Origin of the sequence: Staphylococcus sp. EG-SA-18 (assembly GCF_017151825.1) — a bacterium.
GTDB lineage: Bacteria > Bacillota > Bacilli > Staphylococcales > Staphylococcaceae > Staphylococcus > Staphylococcus aureus.
This window is the reverse complement of the sequence record NZ_JACYVY010000077.1, coordinates 1-19,892: the sequence shown is the minus strand read 5'-3', so window position 1 is coordinate 19,892 and position 19,892 is coordinate 1. Positions and strand designations below refer to the sequence as shown.

The following is a 19,892-nucleotide window of genomic DNA, read 5'->3' as shown; positions in this document are numbered from 1 at the left end:
GAACATATTATCAAAGTATTATTTCGAATGTATTTATTTCGATTCTTTATGAATTGTGTGCGCGTTACATTTTGGACAATATTTCTTTAAGGTTAATCTTGTTGCCGAGCCTTCTTGCTTAGGAACATTATAATTTCTATTGCCACAAGCTTCACAATTTAAAGGTATTTTTCTCACAATAATTCACCTTTATTCATTATAATACCAGTATACTATACATAAAATTTATAACAAATGTCAAACCATCAGTAAGTAACACGTTCTAATTCAATTCACGTCCTAAGGCGCTTTTCAAATCATTTTGAAATAACGTTTTATTTTATTTTTACATCGTTGTATGGCATTATAAATCACTTTCTCTTTTACATGCATCAGTTGAGCAATTTCTCTCGGCTTATATTGTTCACACATTAAATACATGACATCTTTTTCAAATACACTCAAATACTTAAACTGACGAATCAACTCTTTAATTGCTAATTTATTCAAATAATTGTTTTCAACATCATAACGCTTTATTGCACATGGATACGTAACTCTATATTCATTAATCAAATTATCCATTCTTTTATTTGTAGCTAAATATTTTCTCAAATAATCATACTTTACAGACGTAATTAAACATTGAACATAATTTGTGAAAGGCTGCTCTCCACTAAAATCAAATGTTTGGACCGACCTATACATCCGTATAAGTATTTCTTGATATAAGTCTTCTAAATCATAATGATTAAATCCAAATGTTTTGATGCGTCGAATAATTAATGGTTGTAGATCCATTACTAACTTTTCGAAGTCTTTATCATTTATTGCATTGTTACGTTTGATTGTACTGTCTTGAGTTGTCAAATCGTATTTCAAATATTAAACTAACCCCTTCTATCTAAAATTTAAGGTTAGTTTAATATTGTTACATTCAAAATTTCAAGATGACGGAAATGTCATTTCTTATGATGTCCTCTTCGTATTTTTTCAAATTCTACAAGGATTTCAGAAGATAACGGAATTCGAGTTCTTGGCTTGTTTTCACTTATATCATCTAATGATTTACTCACATCAATTTCATTTTCTTTTAAATCTCTCCACATTTCGCGAGATGATATTCTATATGCACCTGATCCAAAGATAGCATGTTGCTCACTCATATCACTTGTTACAACTGTAATATGCTTAGTATGCTTGTCATAAAGTTCATAAACATAACGTTCTATGAAACTATCAGCTGTTTCTTTTTCCTTGGTAAAAATCGTTTTAACGCCATGATACATGTATTCTCTTTCAACACCCGATTGGTCATAAGCATCGAAAACACAAATAATTTCATCTGAAATAACTGCATTATAATTTGCAATTGCATCTATTAATTGCATTCTAGCTTCTTCTAAATTCTCTTTTGCAATGGCGCTTAGCGTTGGTGATTGTCCTATCATATTGTATCCATCAATGATTAAGTAACGTTCTTTCATTATATTTCTCCAACATCATGTCTTTTTCGAAATACTTCGTACATCATTAAACTTGCTGCAACCGAAGCATTCAAACTGTTTACATGTCCAACCATTGGAATCTTAATATAAAAATCGCATTTATCACTTACTAGGCGACTCATACCCTGTCCTTCGCTACCAATTACAATAGCCAATGACATGTCCGCTTCTAGATTTCTATAATCTGTTGCATTATTAGCTTCAGTGCCAGCTACCCAAAAGCCATTATCTTTTAGTTCATCGATAGTTTTAGCTAAATTTGTCACTCGAATAACTGGTACATGTTCAATTGCACCTGTTGAGGCTTTTGCAACTGTTTGCGTTAGTGTAACTGAACGACGTTTAGGAATAATAACACCATCAACTCCCGTTGCATCGGCTGTTCTTAAAATTGATCCCAAGTTATGCGGGTCTTCTAAGCCGTCTAATATAAGTACTGTCGATAAACCTTCTTTTTCTTTTTGCTGTTTTAAAAATTGATCGAAGTCAGCATATTCATATGGTGCAATAAGCGCTGCAACACCCTGATGTGGTGCATTTGCTAAAAAATCTAATTTAGATTTTGGTACAGTTTGAACAATGATTTTTTGATCTTTTGCATTTTTTAAAATTTCATTAATTTGTTGCTTTTTAATACCTTCTTGAATCAATATCTTATTTATCGGATGCCCAGTAATAATCGCTTCTCTAACAGCATGCCTACCAACAATAACCGTATCTTCCACATCGTCACTACCTTTCGTTTACTATTGTTATTATTTTATTTAATAATGCCTCTAATCGTTCTTCTCTTTTTTCTAAATAAAGAAAACCTATCACTGCTTCTATCGCTGAACTTTTACGATATGTTTGAACATCAGTGTTTTTAGCTTTAGTATGACTTTTCGCGTTACGCCCTCGCTTCAAAATATCCATTTCTTCGTCTGTAAACCATTCTTGCTCCATTAAATATTCTAACGTTTGCGCCTGACTTTTGGCAGATACATATTTTTTAGACATTTGATGTAGTTTATTAGGCTTACTTTTAAGCTTTAAAACGATATAGGTACGTACATATTGATCTAAGACTGCGTCTCCCATATATGCTAAGGTCAATGGATTCAATAATTTAATGTGATTATCTTGTTGATTATCCACGTTTAAATCTAACCCCTTGAGGTGTGTCTTCTAATATAATGTTTTGTGATTTCAGCATGTCTCGAATTTCATCTGCTCGTGCAAAATCTTTGTTTTTCCTTGCTTCATTACGCTCTTCGATTAATTTTTCAACATCTTCATCCAATAATTCATCTGCATTTTTAGATTTTAACGGTACACCTAAAACATCGCTGAAAATTTGATAAACTGCTTTAAATTTATCAATTACTTCTGTTGATGTTGTGTTCTCTAGTACATATTTATTCGCAAGTTTTGCTAAATCATACCAAGCTGTAATTGCATTAGCTGTATTAAAATCATCATTCATAACTGTTTCAAAACGATTTAAAATCGCATCAATTTGATCAATATATGTCTGTTGATTTTCAATATTAGTAGCAATTTGTGCGCGCTCTTCAATTAATTGATAACTATTGCGAATACGCTCTAGTCCACTACGTGCTGATTCTACCAATTCTAGATTATAGTTAATTGGGCTTCTATAATGTACGCTAATCATAAAGAATCTTAGTACATCTGGATCAACTTCTTTAATAATATCGTGAACTAAAATAAAGTTGCCTAGTGATTTACTCATTTTTTCATTATCAATATTAATGAAACCATTATGCATCCAATAATTAGCAAATGGCGCATGATTATGTGCTTCTGATTGTGCTATTTCATTTTCATGATGTGGAAATTGTAAATCTGAACCACCCGCATGTATATCAATTGTAGGTCCTAGCTCATGAAATGCCATTACAGAACATTCTATATGCCATCCTGGTCTACCTTCACCAAATGGGCTATCCCAACTAATCTCGCCAGGCTTCGCTTTTTTCCACAATGTAAAATCAAGTGCATCTTCTTTATGCTCTCCTGCATCTATACGAGCACCCACTTTTAAGTCATCTATGGATTGATGACTTAATTTACCATAACCTTCAAATTTACGTGTTCTAAAGTAAACATCGCCACCACTTTCATATGCATAACCTCGATCCACCAAATCTTTAATAAATTGAATAATGTCATCCATATGGTCCATTACCCTTGGATTTGAAGTCGCTTTTCTAACATTTAACGCACCAACATCTTCATGAAAAGCAGCGATATATTTTTCTGCAATTTCGGGAACAGACTGATTTAATTCTTGAGAACGTTTAATTAATTTATCATCTACGTCTGTAAAATTTGATACATATTCTACATTATATCCTTGGTATTCAAAGTAACGTCTCACTACGTCATAATTAATTGCTGGTCTTGCGTTACCAATATGAATGTAGTTATATACAGTAGGACCACATACATACATTTTTACTTTCCCTGGTTCTATAGGCTTGAACACTTCTTTTTGACGTGTAAGCGTATTATATAATGTAATCATCTTGAATCTCTCCATTCCTAGTCTTTTCAAGTTGTCGTTCTAAATGCTTAATTTGTTCATAAATTGGATCAGGTAGATGGCGATGATCAAATGTTTTTCCAACTCGAACACCATCTTGCTTAACAATATGTCCTGGTATACCAACAACCGTTGAATAACTTGGAACTGATTGTAAAACAACTGAATTTGCACCAATATTTACATTTGAATTTATTTTAATATTTCCTAAAACTTTCGCACCGGCTGCTATTAAAACATTGTCTCCTATATCTGGGTGTCTTTTCCCTCTTTCTTTCCCTGTCCCACCAAGTGTCACGCCTTGATAGATTGTCACATTATCACCAATTGTACATGTTTCTCCTATTACAACGCCCATACCATGATCTATAAATAGACGCTTTCCAATTTTAGCACCTGGATGGATTTCTATACCTGTGAAAAATCTTGAAATTTGAGATATCGCGCGTGCTGCAACATATTTTTTTTGGTTGTATAACTTATGTGCAATCAAATGACTCCAAACTGCATGTAAACCTGCATACGTTGTAATGACTTCTAATGTTGAACGTGCCGCTGGATCCTGCTCAAATACCATTTTTATATCGTCTCTCATTCTTTTTAACAAGATCATTTCCTCCTCAATGATTGAACTACGTAAATACATAATTGAAGTACCTGCGAAATTAAATATCAAAAAAGCACCACTAACATACAAATTGTATTGTTAGAGGCGCTTCCGCACGGTTCCACTCTGAATTTAGCGAATAACATTAATAATATTGCGGGCGCTTCCAAATTATCAAGGAAACTAAGTCAACTTAATGCTCATCACTCTCATTATATATTTAATTCATTTTACGAAGGTGCATTCATTAATTTCTACGTTGTACTCACAGCAACCGTACACTCTCTGCATCGTATAAATTTAATTACTAATCCTTCGTTTTATATAAAATACTTTATTCATATTGTTGTAATTTGTTAATACAACTTTATCATATGTGGTTACGTTATAAAATTCAAGTATATACTACCTTGATCTTGTCTATTTCATTACTTATATTGTTTTAAACGGTTTAGCACTTTTTCTTTACCAAGTACTTCAATTGTATTTGGTAATTCAGGACCATGCATTTGGCCTGTTACAGCAACACGAATAGGCATAAATAATTGCTTGCCTTTTATTCCTGTTTCTTTTTGAACTTCTTTAATTGTCTTTTTAATTTCAGCCGCTTCAAATGGTTCAAGTGCTTCTAATTTACTGAATAAGTGCGTCATTAACTCTGGTACTTGCTCTCCATTAATCACTTGTTGTTCTTCTTCACCAAGAGCTGGCATTTCTTTAAAGAACATTTCTGATAAAGGTACAATTTCACCGGCATAACTCATTTCTTTTTGATAAAGCGCAATTAATTTGCGTCCCCAAGATAAATCCTCTTCTGACGGCACCTCAGGAATCAAATTTGCTTTAATTAAATGAGGTAATGCTAATTGGAATACTGTTTCAGTATCTTTTTGTTTCATATATTGGTTATTAACCCATGCTAATTTTTGCTTATCGAAAAATGCTGGTGATTTTGACAAACGCTTTTCATCAAAGATTTTGATAAATTCTTCTTTAGAAAAGATTTCTTCTTCACCTTCAGGAGACCAACCTAATAACGCAATAAAATTAAATAACGCTTCAGGTAAATAACCTAAGTCACGATATTGCTCAATAAATTGTAAAATTTGCCCATCACGTTTACTTAACTTTTTACGTTCTTCATTAACAATTAATGACATATGACCAAAACGAGGTGGCTCCCAGCCAAATGCTTCATAAATCATAATTTGTTTAGGCGTGTTTGAAATATGATCATCACCACGAATTACATCTGAAATTTGCATGTAATGATCATCTATAGCTACTGCAAAATTGTACGTTGGAATGCCATCTTTTTTTACGATAACCCAGTCACCAATACCATTTGAATCAAATGAAATATTTCCTTTTACCATATCATCAAATGAATACGTTTGGTTTTGAGGTACTCGGAAACGAATTGATGGTTGGCGTCCTTCTGCTTCAAATTGTTGACGTTGTTCTTCAGTCAAATGCGCATGTTGTCCACCATAGCGAGGCATTTCACCACGAGCGATTTGTGCTTCACGTTCAGCTTCTAATTCTTCTTCTGTCATATAGCATTTATATGCTTTATCTTCTGCTAGTAACTGATCTATTAATGGTTGGTAGATATGTTGACGTTCAGATTGACGATATGGTCCGTAGCCATTGTCTTTATCTACAGACTCATCCCAATCTAATCCTAACCATTTAAGATTATCAAATTGTGATGTTTCTCCATCTTCTAAATTACGTTTTTTATCAGTATCTTCAATTCGAATCACAAAATCTCCGTTGTAATGTTTAGCATACAAGTAATTGAATAATGCTGTTCTTGCATTACCAATATGAAGATAACCAGTTGGACTTGGTGCATATCTTACTCTTATACGATCGCTCATTTTTTTCACTCCTAAATTAAATATCAGATTTTCAAGTTAGTTCATATAAATTGTTCATTTGCTATCTTCGACCGTCATAACAAATGTCTAACTCGTCTTATTGTTAAAACGAAACAATGCTTTTTAACATGACCTTAAAATAATTTCATTGTTTAATCATAACATAATTCCCTGGGTAATATGCTTAAATTTTAAATAGAAAGCAGTTGTTTTTTCAACACTTTAAAAAAGCTATCCCTAAGAATCAAGACTGCACTACATAAACATTTCAACGACTTAAAAATGAATATTATGTACTGTGAAATTAAACTTCAAATTAACTATTCAAATACGTTAAAATTGATTCTAATTTTGTATGTCTTGATTGCTATAAGAATAACTTTATTAATATCTAAAATTTAACACTTAATGAACTTGTTTCAATGATATATTAGCACTATTTGCATTTTTTGATAACTGATATGTTTTGCATTTATTTATAGTTATACTTCAAATTACAAACTTCGCCATTTCATATACCTTTTAATATCTATTTTGTTTTCGTCAACTACAGTTTTTATAATGATACTGTATCTTCGATTTTTTTAGCAAAAACAATTCTTCCTGAAGATGTTTGCAATAAGCTGACTACTTCTAAATTGACATGACTGCCAATAAGATTTTTAGCATTATCAACAACCACCATCGTACCATCATCTAGATATCCTACTGCCTGACCAGGCTCCTTACCCATTTTTGTCAGTAAAATATGCAGTTGATCACCTTGATGTACATTAGGTTTGATTGCTTCTGATAAATCATTAACATTTAATGCTTTAATACCATGTACATGACAAACTTTATTTAGGTTGAAATCTGTCGTTATAATACTTGCATGATATTGTTTTGCTAGTTTTAATAACATCGTATCAATATCACTATGTGTTTTAGTTGGATGTATAACCTTTGTAGGATAGTCTAAATCATACAATTCATTTAAAATATCTAAGCCTCTTTTACCCTTTTCACGTTTAACACTGTCATTTGAATCTGCAACAATTTGTAATTCATTAATAACACCTTGTGGAATTAAAATATTGCCATCGATAAAACCGCAACGAATGACTTCTAAAATACGACCATCAATAATTGCGCTTGTGTCGATAATTTTTGGCGTAGCACTTTTAGTATGTTGTGACATGGAACGCGCTATATTCTCAGGTAAAAACATTAACATTTCATCTCGTTTTTTAAGGCCAAATTGGAAACCGAAATAACATAGTAATATCGTAATTATGACAGGAATGAAATGATTAAAAATAGAGTTACCAATTGATTCTAATATAAACGACACCATAACAGAAATAAGTAATCCGATTATTAAACCTATTGTTGCGAATAGTATTTCAACAGCACTTCTACGCATAATAAAATGTTCTAAACCTTTTATAGCGTTAGTAACTCGTCTAATAAATACACCAAAAATTAAGAACATAAAAATACTACCGATAATGCCATCTACATAGTGATTTTTTAAAAAGCTGGAGTTTTGTAATCCAAGATCATTTGCAATTTCAGGAATAATAATTATTCCTAATGCGCTCCCAATAATTAAGTAAATAATAATAACCATTAGTTTAACGATATTCACACAATGTCCTCCTTTCTTGATGTTTTATGAATGAAGAGCAAATGACAATGCTTCATGTACAGTAGTTACACCTATTACTTGTATACCTTCAGGATATGTCCATCCGCCTATATTATTTTTAGGAATAATTACACGTTTGAAACCTAGTTTTGCAGCCTCTTGCACGCGTTGTTCTATCCGAGATACACGACGTACCTCACCCGTTAAACCAACTTCTCCAATATAGCAATCTAATCCGTCGACAGCTTTATCTTTAAAGCTAGATGCAGTTGCTACAATTACACTTAAATCAACTGCTGGCTCCGTTAACTTTACACCGCCAGCTACTTTGATATAAGCATCTTGTTGTTGTAATAGATAATTTTCTTTCTTTTCCAAAACAGCCATCAACAAACTTAATCGATTATGATCAATCCCTGTTGCCATTCGTCTCGGATTGTTAAAAGTCGTTGGAGTTACCAGCGCTTGAACTTCTATTAAAAGTGGTCTGGTTCCCTCCATGGTTGCAACAATTGTTGAACCTGGAACATTTGTTGAACGTTCTTCTAAAAACATTTCAGATGGATTATTTACACCTTTTAATCCACTTTGCTTCATTTCGAAGATTCCCATTTCATTCGTTGAACCAAAACGGTTTTTAACAGCTCGCAAAATTCGATATGCGTGGTGTTCATCGCCTTCAAAATAAAGCACAGTATCAACCATGTGTTCTAGCAATCTTGGGCCAGCAATTTGACCTTCTTTCGTTACATGACCCACTATAAAAGTTGCAATGTTCATTTGTTTAGCAATATTCATTAAACTTTGTGTACTTTCACGAACTTGTGAAACAGAACCTGGCGCAGAGCTGATTTCAGGATGATATATTGTTTGAATCGAATCCACTACTAATAAATCAGGTTGTTCTTCTTTTACTGTTTGATAAATAACTTCAAGATCTGTTTCAGCTAATACTTGCAATTCACTTGAATCTTCATCTAATCGCTCTGCACGTAATTTAGTCTGACTAAGCGATTCTTCTCCAGTAATATATAGTACTTTTTTCTTTTGAGATAACGATGCACAAATTTGTAAAAGTAACGTTGACTTACCAATACCTGGATCCCCACCAATAAGTACTAACGATCCGCTCACAATACCTCCACCTAATACACGGTTGAATTCTGCTGAATCTGTTAACACTCTCGGCGTTGTTTCATGTTTAATACTATTTAATTTTTGTACTTTACCTGCTAATTCCTTGGTTTTAACTCCATGTTTAGGATTGGCTGCTTTTTCAACAATTTCCTCCATTTGATTCCAAGCGCCACAATTAGGACATTTCCCCATCCATTTAGGAGATTGATAACCACAAGCCATACATTCAAAAATCACTTTTTTCTTGGCCAAAATTGCACCTCCACTTTCCTTTGAACAAATCTATTTTAAACGCACATTCCCATTATGACAAATTAAATGTGAGTTACATTTGTTTGTATTTTAACATGACTACTAACGCAAACTGTTTTACCAGATTTATTTTTTATGAATATTATAAAATAAACTTACATCATGTTGATAGTCGGTATCTTTCAAAGATAAAATCTTAATAATTTCTTAGTAAACTCTTTTCTCTAGATTTATCACAATATTATATAGACCTATTTTATTTTGACGTAAGTTGCTAGTATCTTCAAACAAAAAACCTTTATAAAAATTCATACCTTTATGCTATCGCTGTAGGCTCATTAACTTGTTACATATAATTCTTAACTATCCTTTGATGATTGTTTTATAGATTGTTTCGTTGATGGATACTTTCACGAATTTCTATAGTTCAATGCTACTAAAAAAACAGCCCAAAACTTTAATTTGTTTTGGACTGTTTTATAATTATGCTTGCGATGGTGTTTTAGTTTCTGAAGTTTGTTCAGCAATGTCATATTTAAACTCTTTACCATCATGATCTACTGTAACTTTCTTACCTTCAATTTGATTACCATCTAATATTAATTCACTTAAATTATCTTCGATAGTTTTTTGTATCGCTCTAATTAATGGTCTTGCACCATATTCTGGATCATATCCTTCTTCTGCGATTTTGTCTTTCGCTTTATCAGTAACAATAATATTTATGTTTTGTTCAGATAATCGATTTGTTAATTTATTAACCATCATTGTTACAATTTCTTTTAATTCTTCTTTTGTTAGTTTATGGAATACAATGATATCATCTACACGGTTTAAAAATTCTGGACGGAATGAATTTTTTAATTCTTTTAACATCGTTTTTCGAATTGTTTCATAATCTTGTCCATCACTTGAACCACCGAATCCAGCAAATCGTTGATCTTGTAATTCTTGTGCCCCAACGTTTGATGTCATTATGATAATTGTATTTCTGAAATCAACTGTACGTCCTTTTGTATCTGTCAAATGTCCATCATCTAAAACTTGTAATAGAATATTAAATACATCTGGATGAGCTTTTTCAATTTCATCAAATAAAATTACAGAATATGGTTTACGTCTAACTTTTTCAGTTAATTGTCCACCATCATCATGACCAACATATCCTGGAGGAGCACCAACTAATCGGCTCACTGCGTGTTTTTCCATAAATTCACTCATGTCTACACGGATCATCGCATCATCATCGCCAAACATTGATTCAGCTAAAGCTCTAGCTAATTCAGTTTTACCAACACCAGTTGGTCCAAGGAAGATAAAGCTACCAATTGGTCGTTTAGGATCTTTTAACCCTGCACGGGCACGTCTAACCGCTTTACTGATTGAATTAACAGCATCTTTTTGCCCAATAACTCTCTCATGTAATGTATCTTCTAGACTAAGAAGTTTTTCAGATTCTGTTTCATTGATTTTAGTTAATGGGATACCTGTCCATCCTGCAATAACTTCAGCAATATCTTCTTCTGACAATGAAGTTGACATGCCATTTTGTGCATTCTTCCATTCATTTTTAGCTTCTTCATATTGCTTTTCAAGTTTTGTTTGTTTATCACGCAGGTTAGCAGCATTTTCAAACTCTTGAGCATGTACTGCAGCATCTTTTTCATTTTTAACTTTTTCAATTTCTTGTTCAATTTCTTTTAAATTATTAGGTGTCGTATGACTCTTAAGTCTTACTTTAGAACTTGCTTCATCAATTAAATCAATTGCTTTATCTGGTAAGAAACGATCTGAAACGTATCTGTTACTTAATTTAACAGCTGCTTCAATAGCTTCGTCTGAAATATTAATACGATGGTGTGCTTCGTAACGATCTCTTAATCCTTTTAAAATAGCAACTGTATCTACTACTGAAGGTTCATCAACTTGTACAGGTTGGAAACGACGTTCTAAAGCCGCGTCTTTTTCAATATTTTTGCGATATTCATCTAATGTAGTAGCACCAATACATTGTAATTCACCACGTGCTAATGCCGGTTTCAAAATATTCGAAGCATCGATAGCACCTTCAGCACCACCAGCACCAACTAAAGTATGCAACTCATCAATAAATAGGATGACATTACCTGCTTGTTGGATTTCTTCCATAACCTTTTTCAGACGCTCTTCAAATTCACCACGATATTTAGTACCTGCAACTACTGTTCCCATATCTAAAGACATAACACGCTTATCTTTTAATGTCTCTGGTACCTCATTATTCACTATGGCTTGCGCTAAACCTTCAGCAATAGCAGTTTTACCAACACCTGGCTCTCCAATAAGTACAGGATTGTTTTTCGTACGTCTACTTAATACTTCAATTACACGTGTAATTTCTTTATCACGTCCTATAACAGGATCTAATGTACCGTCTTTGGCAATGACTGTTAAGTCACGAGCTAAACTATCTAAAGTTGGAGTATTATTTGACTTACTAGCTTGTGCATTTTTATTACTCATTTCAGGGTTTCCTAAAGCTTTCACAACTTGTGCACGTGCTTTAGTAATATTTAAATCTAGATTTGCAAAAACTCTTGCTGCAACACCTTCATTTTCACGAATCAAGCCTAATAAAATATGTTCCGTTCCAACAAAATTGTGATGTAATTTTCTAGCTTCATCCATCGATAATTCAATAACTTTTTTAGCTCTAGGTGTATAATGCAATGTACCAACATGATCTTGACCATGTCCGATTAATTTTTCAACTTCTTCAATTACTTTATCTTCAGTGATATTAAAACTTTCTAATACTTTTGCAGCAATTCCTTCAGGTTCTTTCATTAATCCCAATAATAGGTGTTCTGTTCCTATATTTGAATGATTTAAACGAATTGCTTCTTCTTGTGCATGTGCTAATACGCGCTGTGCACGCTCAGTTAATCTACCAAATAACATAAATAATGACCTCCTACTTTATATGTTCTCTTAGTATATCTGCTCGTTTTTCTTTTACAGATTTGTCATCTTCTTCATCTAATAAAAATGGTGACTGTATAGCTACCATCAATTCATTAAATTTAAAGTTTTGTAATTCAATGTAATTTAAATCTATACCAAGTTTAACTTCGCTTAATCTATAAGAAGCCTCTTCCATAGTTATCATTCTACAGTTTTGTAAAATACCTAGCGAGCGAAAAACACGGTCTTGTGTTTCTAATTGATTATAAGTGTCTAACTTTTGTCGTATTTGTTTTTCTTCATGAATGATTTGATTAACAACTTCTGTTAATGTTTCTATGATTTCTAACTCAGATTTACCAAGTGTAAGTTGGTTGGATACTTGATAAGTATGTCCATAAACTTGCGAACCTTCACCGTAAATACCTCTGATTGTATATCCAAAACGATTAATGGTTTGAGCAATCCGTGTCATTCTTTTCATAATAGATAGACCTGGTAAATGTAGCATCACGCTTGCTCTCATACCAGTACCTATATTGGTAGGACATGTAGTTAAATAACCAAGTTGTTCATCATAACTTATATCAAGGCTTCGATCTAATTCATCATCAATTGATGAAGCTTGATTATATAAAGCCTGTAATGTCGTGTCAGTTCCCATAGCTTGAATACGAATATGGTCCTCTTCATTTATCATGACACTTAAAGATTCATCATCATTCACTAATACTGCGGCTGCTGGTTGTTTTATTAGTTCAGGACTAATCAAATGCTTTGCAACCATTTTCATTTTACTTTGTTGATCCATTTGATCAAGACGCATTAATTCAAAATTTGGCAAGGCATCTTGTACCTCATTTATAACTCTAAATCCATCATTTTCAGTAGCATACATTAGTGGATGCACATGATTTTCTAAATTACGCGCTAACCGAATTCTAGAAGACATAACAATTGGTGTTTCTTCATTACTTTTCATCCATTGGCTGATATTATCATGAATATTATGCGTCATCATGTTGCACCTCACTCTCAGCTTTTAGTGCTTTAATTTCATCTCTAACAATGGCTGCTTCCTCAAAATCTTGGATTTCAATAAGTTTTTTCAAATATTCATTCTTTTCTTCGATTTTTCGCTTTAAAGCTATCTTTTTATGTGAAGAATGTGGTGTCTTTCCAACGTGCTCAAATTGTCCACCTTGAACTCTGCGGACGATATCAATGATGTCATCTTTAAATGTTGCATAACAATTAGCACACCCAAATTTACCAACATGTGCAATATCTTTCAAAGTCATATGACATGATGGGCAACGTTTTTCTTCTTTAAACGCTACTTCTTGAAAATTAATGCCATGTTTCGTAGCTAAATGTTGTAAAATTTGCTTAACAACAAATGCTTCTTCGAAATTATCTTGATGTTCTTGATATTCAGGTTGTTCATTAGCTTGATTCCACGGATGGTGCCCCTCAGCACAAGTTTGACACACCATTTTTTCTTCTGTTTTATTTTTACTTGTAACTTTAACTTTTAATTCCGCTTCATTAAGTTGACAATTTTCACAAAGCACTTCAACACCTCATTTCATTTAGTAATAATTTATAACTGGTAACAAACGTTTTAAAATATTTGCTCTAATAATATCTCTAGAAACCATATCCATTGATAGCGTTTCTCTATCAATAACTGCTTGAATCATTTTAGCTTCACGTTCATTTATTAACATTTTATCTAAAAGCCCATCAATAATATAATAAGCTTGTTGTTGAGAAATAGAAGGTCCAATCAGCTGAAGCAAATGATTAATATAACCTGTTGCATCTTTATTTTCAATTTTAGTGATTCGGATGTAACCACCACCACCACGTTTACTTTCGATTTCATAACCATGTTCATTAGTGAATCGTGTTTTGATTACATAATTTAATTGTGATGGTACACAATCAAAACGCTGTGCGATATTCGCTCTCTGAATTTCAACGACATCTTCATTCGACTCTTCAAATAAACGTTTGATGTATTGTTCTATGATGTCAGACATATTGTGCATGTATATCACCCCTTTTTGACCTTCTTTGACTATATTATATGACCTATTTTGACCTTTTTCAATTAATTTGTTTTTATATTTTCAAAAATTTATGATGTTAGCCCTTCCATTTTATTGTATGATAGATTGTAGAAAAAACTAAAGGAATGAGAAATATATGCATATTCTAATTGGGATTATCGGAATTATCTTCTTTTTAGCACTTGCGTTTCTATTTAGCTCAGACAGGAAAAATATTCGCTGGAAATATGTAGGAATTTTACTTGCAATTCAGCTTATCTTTGCATTTATCTTGCTTAAAACTACAATGGGAATCAAGGTTATTGGTGGTATTTCAAACGGTTTTAACTACTTATTATTAAAAGCAGCAGATGGTGTTAACTTTGTATTCGGTGGTATTCAATATATCGATCCTAAGCAACCACCATTCTTCTTCAGTGTATTATTACCTATCGTATTTATTTCAGCGATTATCGGTATCCTTCAATACACAAAGATTTTACCTTTAATCATTAATGTTTTAGGATTCTTAATTTCTAAAATTAATGGTATGGGACGTTTAGAATCATACAATGCAGTTGCTGCAGCAATTTTGGGACAATCTGAAGTATTTATTTCAATTAAAAAACAATTACCATACATACCTAAGCAACGTTTATACACATTAACAGCTTCAGCAATGTCGACTGTTTCTGCTTCAATTATCGGTGCATACTTTACCTTAATTGAACCTAAATATGTTGTAACGGCTGTTGTCTTAAACTTATTTGGTGGTTTCATCATCGCTTCAATTATTAACCCTTATAAAGTTAATGAAGAAGATGACAAATTATTAGTTGAAGAAACTGAAGAAAGACAACAATCATTCTTCGAAATGCTAGGAGAATATATTTTAGATGGATTTAAAGTAGCTGTCATTGTAGGCGCAATGTTAATCGGATACATTGCTATTATCGCTCTATTAAATGGAATTGTAAGCAATATCTTTAGTACAGTTTCAGGTGGCGCTATTTCTTGGGATTTCCAAACATTAATTGGTTTTGTCTTTGCACCATTTGCATTCTTAGTCGGTGTGCCATGGCAAGATGCAGTTCAAGCCGGTTCAGTTATGGCGACAAAACTATTATCTAACGAATTTGTAGCAATGCAAGCACTTGGTAAACTTAGTGATTTATCTGAACACGCAAAAGGTGTTACATCTGTATTCTTAGTATCATTTGCTAACTTTAGCTCTATTGGTATTATTTCAGGTGCGATTAAATCACTTAATGACAAAAAAGGAGATACAGTTGCCCGCTTTGGTTTGAAACTATTATTCGGTGCAACACTAGTATCTTTCATTTCAGCTGCAATCGCTGGATTCTTTATTTAACAAATACATCAACATCGAATTAACCCCTTCAAAATTTTGACTATTCTCAGTCTCTTTGAAGGGTTTTTTTATGTATATCTTTATTTTTTATCATTTTTAATTTTGACATAAAAAAATAGCTCCTCCAAAGCTAAGTTTGAAGGAGATATTGTCTTCTCAACAAATCTATAAATATCAATAATTCGTTGATTTAGCATACATTAAGCTATGCTTTTTTTACAATATGATTAATAAAGTAATCAGTTACTCTATAGTCATCTGTTAATTCAGGATGGAATGATACGCCTAAATATTTACCTTGCTGGACGGCTACAATTTTCTCATTAACCTTACATAGGATATCTACGCCTTGGCCTACTTTTTCAATATGTGGCGCTCTTATAAAGACACCTTCAATATCTGTAGCGATACCTTTAATATCTAATTCTGTTTCAAAGCTGTCAACTTGTCTACCGAATGAGTTTCGTTGTACAGTAATATTCAACTTGTTAAGGTATCCTTCTTCACCAACTATATCTTGCGCTAGAACTATTAATCCTGCGCATGTACCAAACATAGGTAAAGTTGAATTTTGTAAAGCCTCTTTAAATCCATATAAATTCATTAATCGACGTAACGTTGTAGACTCGCCACCAGGTAATATTAAGCCCTCGATTTCTTCTAATTGTTCAACTTTTTTAACTGCAATACCTTCATGACCACTTAATTCAATATGTCTAATATGTTCACGTACTGCACCTTGTAATGCTAATACACCTATTTTCATATCTTACCAACCACGCTCTTGCATACGTTCTTCTAATGATAATTGATTGATATCTAAACCTTTCATAGCAGTGCCAAGTTCACTTGCTAATCTTCCAATTAGCTCATAGTCTTGGTAATGTGTTGTTGCTTGAACAATTGCTTTAGCAAATTTTTCTGGATCTTCTGATTTAAAAATACCTGATCCAACGAATACACCGTCGGCACCTAATTCCATCATTAAAGCAGCATCTTGAGGAGTCGCAACGCCACCAGCTGCAAAGTTAACTACCGGTAAACGACCATTGTCTTTAATTTGTTTTAAAATTTCATAAGGCGCACCGATATCTTTCGCAAAAGTCATAATCTCATCATCATTCATTACAGTCAATCGACTAACTTCTGAATTAACTTGTCTCATATGTCTTACAGCTTCAACAATATTACCTGTACCTGGTTCACCTTTAGTACGTAACATAGCAGCACCTTCACCAATTCTACGCGCAGCTTCACCTAAATTACGACATCCACATACAAATGGTACTGTAAATTGATCTTTTCTTAAGTGATATTCCTCATCTGCTGGTGTTAACACTTCTGATTCATCAATATAGTCAACACCCATCGCCTCTAATACTCTTGCTTCAGTGATATGACCAATACGTGCTTTAGCCATGACTGGAATAGAAACAGCATTCATTACTTCTTCTACAATTTTAGGGTTTGCCATACGTGCAACGCCACCAGCAGCTCTAATATCAGAAGGTACTCGTTCTAATGCCATAACTGCTACCGCGCCTGCTTCTTCTGCAATTCTTGCTTGCTCAGCATTAACGACATCCATAATAACGCCGCCTTTTTGCATTTCAGCCATACCTCTTTTGACTCTGTCTGATCCAATAATTTTACTCATTATACATAAAACCCCTTTTCAAGTTGATTAAATACATTGTAATGTATAAACTGATATTTAAAAAGGTACAAAATAAGATAAATTTAGGAGGTCAGTTATAAAATTGAAAAACACTTTATACCATCAACTTTATGAAAAATTAAAAAAACAAATAATTGAAGGTCAATTTAAAGAAGGCGATAAATTTTATTCTAAAAGACAATTAAGCAAACATTTATCTATCAGCCAAACAACCGTAGAGCATGCATATCAACTTCTATTAGACGAAGGTTACATTTATTCAAGACCTCGCTCTGGATATTTTGTGTCCGAAATTGAATCTTTAACAATTTTAAACAATCAACCTATCCCCTCTCTTTTTGATGATGATTCATATAAACCAAAAGCGAGTGATGAAGCTTATGATTATGCTTTTAATTTGGATGAAATAGATACGAAACATTTCCCTATAGAACTTTTCAGAAAGTATTCCAAAGATCTTTATGATACAAATCATTTAAATCAATTACGTAGAGGACATTTTCAAGGAGAATTACATTTAAGATTTCAACTGGCATTTTATTTATTTACTAATCGTGGTGTAATTTGTGATCCTAATCAAATTATAATTGGCTCATCTACCGAACAATTAGTAAATCAATTAGTCGATTTACTTTATACTTCAACATTTATTATCGAAAAACCTAGTTATCCACCAATCAAAAATATTTTAGATAAAAAACAAGTTGAATATGAACAAATTGAAGTTGAAGATAATGGAATAAACGTAGATGAAGTTATTAAATCACAAAAAAATATAGTATATATAACGCCTTCCCATCAATTTCCAACTGGATATGTGATGGACTTAAAAAAGCGAACTCAATTAATACAATGGGCTCAAGAAAAAGAAGAACGATTTATTATAGAAGATGATTATGATTCCGAGTTTAGATATTTCGGCAAACCCATTCCAGCAATTCAAGGTCTATATTCAAGAGGAGAAAAAGTGATTTATATCAGTACATTTTCAAAGTCTATTTTTCCTAGCTGTCGAGTTGCATATATGGTGTTACCCTATTCTATAATGAAAAAATATCATTCTCAAAATCACATTGAAGGCAACACTGTACCTGTTCATATGCAAAACCTTATTGCAACGTTTATATCTTCCGGTGGTTTTGAAAGGCATTTAAATAAAATGAGACGAATTTATCGTAGAAAACTAACCTATATTTTAAAAAGATTGAAACCTTACAAAGAGCAGCTTGATATTCAAGGTGCTGAAACGGGTATGCATTTTACAATTACAGTAAAAAATGGATTAACATTACAAGAGTGTCTTGATAGAGCAAACAAAGTAAAGTTAAAATTACAAGTTTATAATTTTGATGATGATCAAGACTATAAGAAAACCCCTAAATTTATATTAGGCTTTGGCGGTATAGACGATGATGCTTTAAAACCGCATGTAGACGCTCTAATAAAATCATTAATTATAAAGTAACACTTCTTTGATAAAAGTTAGTGTTACTTATGCAATAGCTTGTCTATTGTATAATAATTAATTTCCATTTTGTATTTCAATAAAGTATATAAAAGAGCAGTAAGATCATTTTCAATTAGATACCGTCTTACTGCTCTTCTCTATTTATACAATATTTTGTTTTCGATGATATCATTTTAAATTTATATAAACACAAAATTAAAGTTATACATACTTAGACAATCGAAAGTGTACATTATTAAATTATCATTTTCTTCGGCTCTCGCTTACTCATTTAGCTCTACTAAACTCGTTGCGCTCTTTTCTCGTTTCGTCAGATTCAAACGTTTTCACTTCGTCAAGCCATTTTCTTTGTGTTAACTTTTATTTTGACGTTTTAGACATAAAAAAAGAGACCTCACGGTCTCAATGCGGCTCATCGCATCCATTTTTGCCTGGCAACGTTCTACTCTAGCGGAACGTAAGTTGGCTACCATCGTCGCTAAGAACCTTTCTTGACTTGTGACAATCGCTTGCTTCTTTCCTCTCCTACGGCTCTCACTTACTCATTTAGCTCTACTAAACTCGTTGCGTTCTTTTCTCGTTTCGTCAGATTCAAACGTTTTCACTTCGCCAAGCCATTTTTCTTTGTGTTTGCTTTTTATTTTGACGTTTTAGACATAAAAAAAGAGACCTTGCGGTCTCAATGCGGCTCATCGCATCCATTTTTTGCCTGGCAACGTTCTACTCTAGCGGAACGTAAGTTCGACTACCATCGACGCTAAGGAGCTTAACTTCTGTGTTCGGCATGGGAACAGGTGTGACCTCCTTGCTATAGTCACCAGACATATGAATGT

18 protein-coding genes and 1 rRNA gene are annotated in these 19,892 nt (G+C 32.8%); 2 read left to right on the top strand and 17 right to left on the bottom strand.

Annotated features, from left to right (window positions below):
• Positions 1-33 precede the first annotated feature (33 nt).
• From rpmG to IDG66_RS13075, 14 genes are all read right to left on the bottom strand, one after another.
• Entirely contained in the window at positions 34-177 is a 144-nt protein-coding gene (rpmG, locus tag IDG66_RS13140; RefSeq protein WP_001788193.1) for a 50S ribosomal protein L33, read from the bottom strand.
• A 114-nt stretch (positions 178-291) separates the two neighbouring features.
• A complete protein-coding gene (locus IDG66_RS13135; RefSeq protein ID WP_000872877.1) occupies positions 292-861 on the bottom strand; it encodes a sigma-70 family RNA polymerase sigma factor in 570 nt (189 codons plus the stop codon).
• A gap of 80 nt (positions 862-941) precedes the next feature.
• A complete protein-coding gene (locus IDG66_RS13130) occupies positions 942-1,466 on the bottom strand; it encodes an NYN domain-containing protein (protein ID WP_103143672.1) in 525 nt (174 codons plus the stop codon).
• The gene (rlmB, locus tag IDG66_RS13125) at positions 1,466-2,212 is read right to left on the bottom strand and encodes a 23S rRNA (guanosine(2251)-2'-O)-methyltransferase RlmB (protein ID WP_000390332.1); all 747 of its coding nucleotides are present in this window, start codon (positions 2,210-2,212) and stop codon (positions 1,466-1,468) included. Before rlmB ends, IDG66_RS13130 begins: the two co-directional genes overlap by 1 nt.
• 7 nt (positions 2,213-2,219) lie before the next feature.
• Positions 2,220-2,624 (bottom strand): Mini-ribonuclease 3, encoded by a 405-nt coding sequence (locus IDG66_RS13120; protein WP_000370182.1) that lies wholly within the window; start codon positions 2,622-2,624, stop codon positions 2,220-2,222.
• Entirely contained in the window at positions 2,617-4,017 is a 1,401-nt protein-coding gene (gene cysS, locus IDG66_RS13115; protein ID WP_000631973.1) for a cysteine--tRNA ligase, read from the bottom strand. Before cysS ends, IDG66_RS13120 begins: the two co-directional genes overlap by 8 nt.
• Entirely contained in the window at positions 4,001-4,648 is a 648-nt protein-coding gene (gene cysE / locus IDG66_RS13110; RefSeq protein WP_001805237.1) for a serine O-acetyltransferase, read from the bottom strand. The genes cysS and cysE overlap by 17 nt, the downstream gene beginning before the upstream one ends.
• Before the next feature lie 422 nt (positions 4,649-5,070).
• Positions 5,071-6,525 carry a glutamate--tRNA ligase gene (gene gltX, locus IDG66_RS13105; protein ID WP_001283792.1) on the bottom strand — a complete coding sequence of 485 codons (1,455 nt, stop codon included), beginning with the start codon at positions 6,523-6,525 and terminating at the stop codon, positions 5,071-5,073.
• A gap of 556 nt (positions 6,526-7,081) precedes the next feature.
• On the bottom strand, positions 7,082-8,155 hold the full coding sequence (locus IDG66_RS13100; RefSeq protein ID WP_001028376.1) for a PIN/TRAM domain-containing protein: 1,074 nt from the start codon (positions 8,153-8,155) through the stop codon (positions 7,082-7,084).
• A 24-nt stretch (positions 8,156-8,179) separates the two neighbouring features.
• Complete coding sequence (gene radA, locus IDG66_RS13095) at positions 8,180-9,544, bottom strand: DNA repair protein RadA (RefSeq protein WP_001085219.1); 1,365 nt, start codon at positions 9,542-9,544, stop codon at positions 8,180-8,182.
• Between the two features lie 483 nt (positions 9,545-10,027).
• The gene (locus IDG66_RS13090; protein ID WP_000897132.1) at positions 10,028-12,484 is read right to left on the bottom strand and encodes an ATP-dependent Clp protease ATP-binding subunit; all 2,457 of its coding nucleotides are present in this window, start codon (positions 12,482-12,484) and stop codon (positions 10,028-10,030) included.
• Positions 12,485-12,497: 13 nt separating this feature from the next.
• Positions 12,498-13,505 carry a protein arginine kinase gene (locus IDG66_RS13085; protein ID WP_000149503.1) on the bottom strand — a complete coding sequence of 336 codons (1,008 nt, stop codon included), beginning with the start codon at positions 13,503-13,505 and terminating at the stop codon, positions 12,498-12,500.
• Entirely contained in the window at positions 13,495-14,061 is a 567-nt protein-coding gene (locus IDG66_RS13080; RefSeq protein ID WP_000882069.1) for a UvrB/UvrC motif-containing protein, read from the bottom strand. The genes IDG66_RS13085 and IDG66_RS13080 overlap by 11 nt, the downstream gene beginning before the upstream one ends.
• 18 nt (positions 14,062-14,079) lie before the next feature.
• Positions 14,080-14,541 (bottom strand): CtsR family transcriptional regulator, encoded by a 462-nt coding sequence (locus IDG66_RS13075; protein ID WP_000551762.1) that lies wholly within the window; start codon positions 14,539-14,541, stop codon positions 14,080-14,082.
• 157 nt (positions 14,542-14,698) lie between these two features.
• On the opposite strand from IDG66_RS13075, the gene IDG66_RS13070 reads away from it, so the two are divergent.
• A complete protein-coding gene (locus tag IDG66_RS13070; RefSeq protein ID WP_000547794.1) occupies positions 14,699-15,913 on the top strand; it encodes a NupC/NupG family nucleoside CNT transporter in 1,215 nt (404 codons plus the stop codon).
• 205 nt (positions 15,914-16,118) lie between these two features.
• Here IDG66_RS13070 and pdxT read toward each other — a convergent pair whose 3' ends face one another.
• The gene (pdxT, locus tag IDG66_RS13065) at positions 16,119-16,679 is read right to left on the bottom strand and encodes a pyridoxal 5'-phosphate synthase glutaminase subunit PdxT (protein WP_000690439.1); all 561 of its coding nucleotides are present in this window, start codon (positions 16,677-16,679) and stop codon (positions 16,119-16,121) included.
• A 3-nt stretch (positions 16,680-16,682) separates the two neighbouring features.
• Positions 16,683-17,570: a pyridoxal 5'-phosphate synthase lyase subunit PdxS gene (pdxS, locus tag IDG66_RS13060; RefSeq protein ID WP_000034728.1), complete on the bottom strand. Its 888-nt coding sequence runs from the start codon at positions 17,568-17,570 to the stop codon at positions 16,683-16,685.
• A 103-nt stretch (positions 17,571-17,673) separates the two neighbouring features.
• Between pdxS and pdxR the strand changes: the two genes are divergently transcribed.
• Positions 17,674-19,056 carry a MocR-like pyridoxine biosynthesis transcription factor PdxR gene (gene pdxR, locus IDG66_RS13055; RefSeq protein ID WP_000799248.1) on the top strand — a complete coding sequence of 461 codons (1,383 nt, stop codon included), beginning with the start codon at positions 17,674-17,676 and terminating at the stop codon, positions 19,054-19,056.
• Positions 19,057-19,766: 710 nt separating this feature from the next.
• Here the strand turns inward: pdxR and rrf are convergent.
• Positions 19,767-19,881, bottom strand: a 5S ribosomal RNA gene (rrf, locus tag IDG66_RS13050).
• Between the last annotated feature and the right edge of the window lie 11 nt (positions 19,882-19,892).

Coding starts and splice junctions, on each gene's coding strand:
- IDG66_RS13130 (WP_103143672.1), bottom strand. CDS start 1,466: ATGAAAGAACGTTACTTAATCATTGATGGATACAATATGATAGGACAA.
- cysS (WP_000631973.1), bottom strand. CDS start 4,017: ATGATTACATTATATAATACGCTTACACGTCAAAAAGAAGTGTTCAAG.
- cysE (WP_001805237.1), bottom strand. CDS start 4,648: ATGATCTTGTTAAAAAGAATGAGAGACGATATAAAAATGGTATTTGAG.
- gltX (WP_001283792.1), bottom strand. CDS start 6,525: ATGAGCGATCGTATAAGAGTAAGATATGCACCAAGTCCAACTGGTTAT.
- IDG66_RS13090 (WP_000897132.1), bottom strand. CDS start 12,484: ATGTTATTTGGTAGATTAACTGAGCGTGCACAGCGCGTATTAGCACAT.
- IDG66_RS13085 (WP_000149503.1), bottom strand. CDS start 13,505: ATGACGCATAATATTCATGATAATATCAGCCAATGGATGAAAAGTAAT.
- IDG66_RS13075 (WP_000551762.1), bottom strand. CDS start 14,541: ATGCACAATATGTCTGACATCATAGAACAATACATCAAACGTTTATTT.
- IDG66_RS13070 (WP_000547794.1), top strand. CDS start 14,699: ATGCATATTCTAATTGGGATTATCGGAATTATCTTCTTTTTAGCACTT.
- pdxT (WP_000690439.1), bottom strand. CDS start 16,679: ATGAAAATAGGTGTATTAGCATTACAAGGTGCAGTACGTGAACATATT.
- pdxS (WP_000034728.1), bottom strand. CDS start 17,570: ATGAGTAAAATTATTGGATCAGACAGAGTCAAAAGAGGTATGGCTGAA.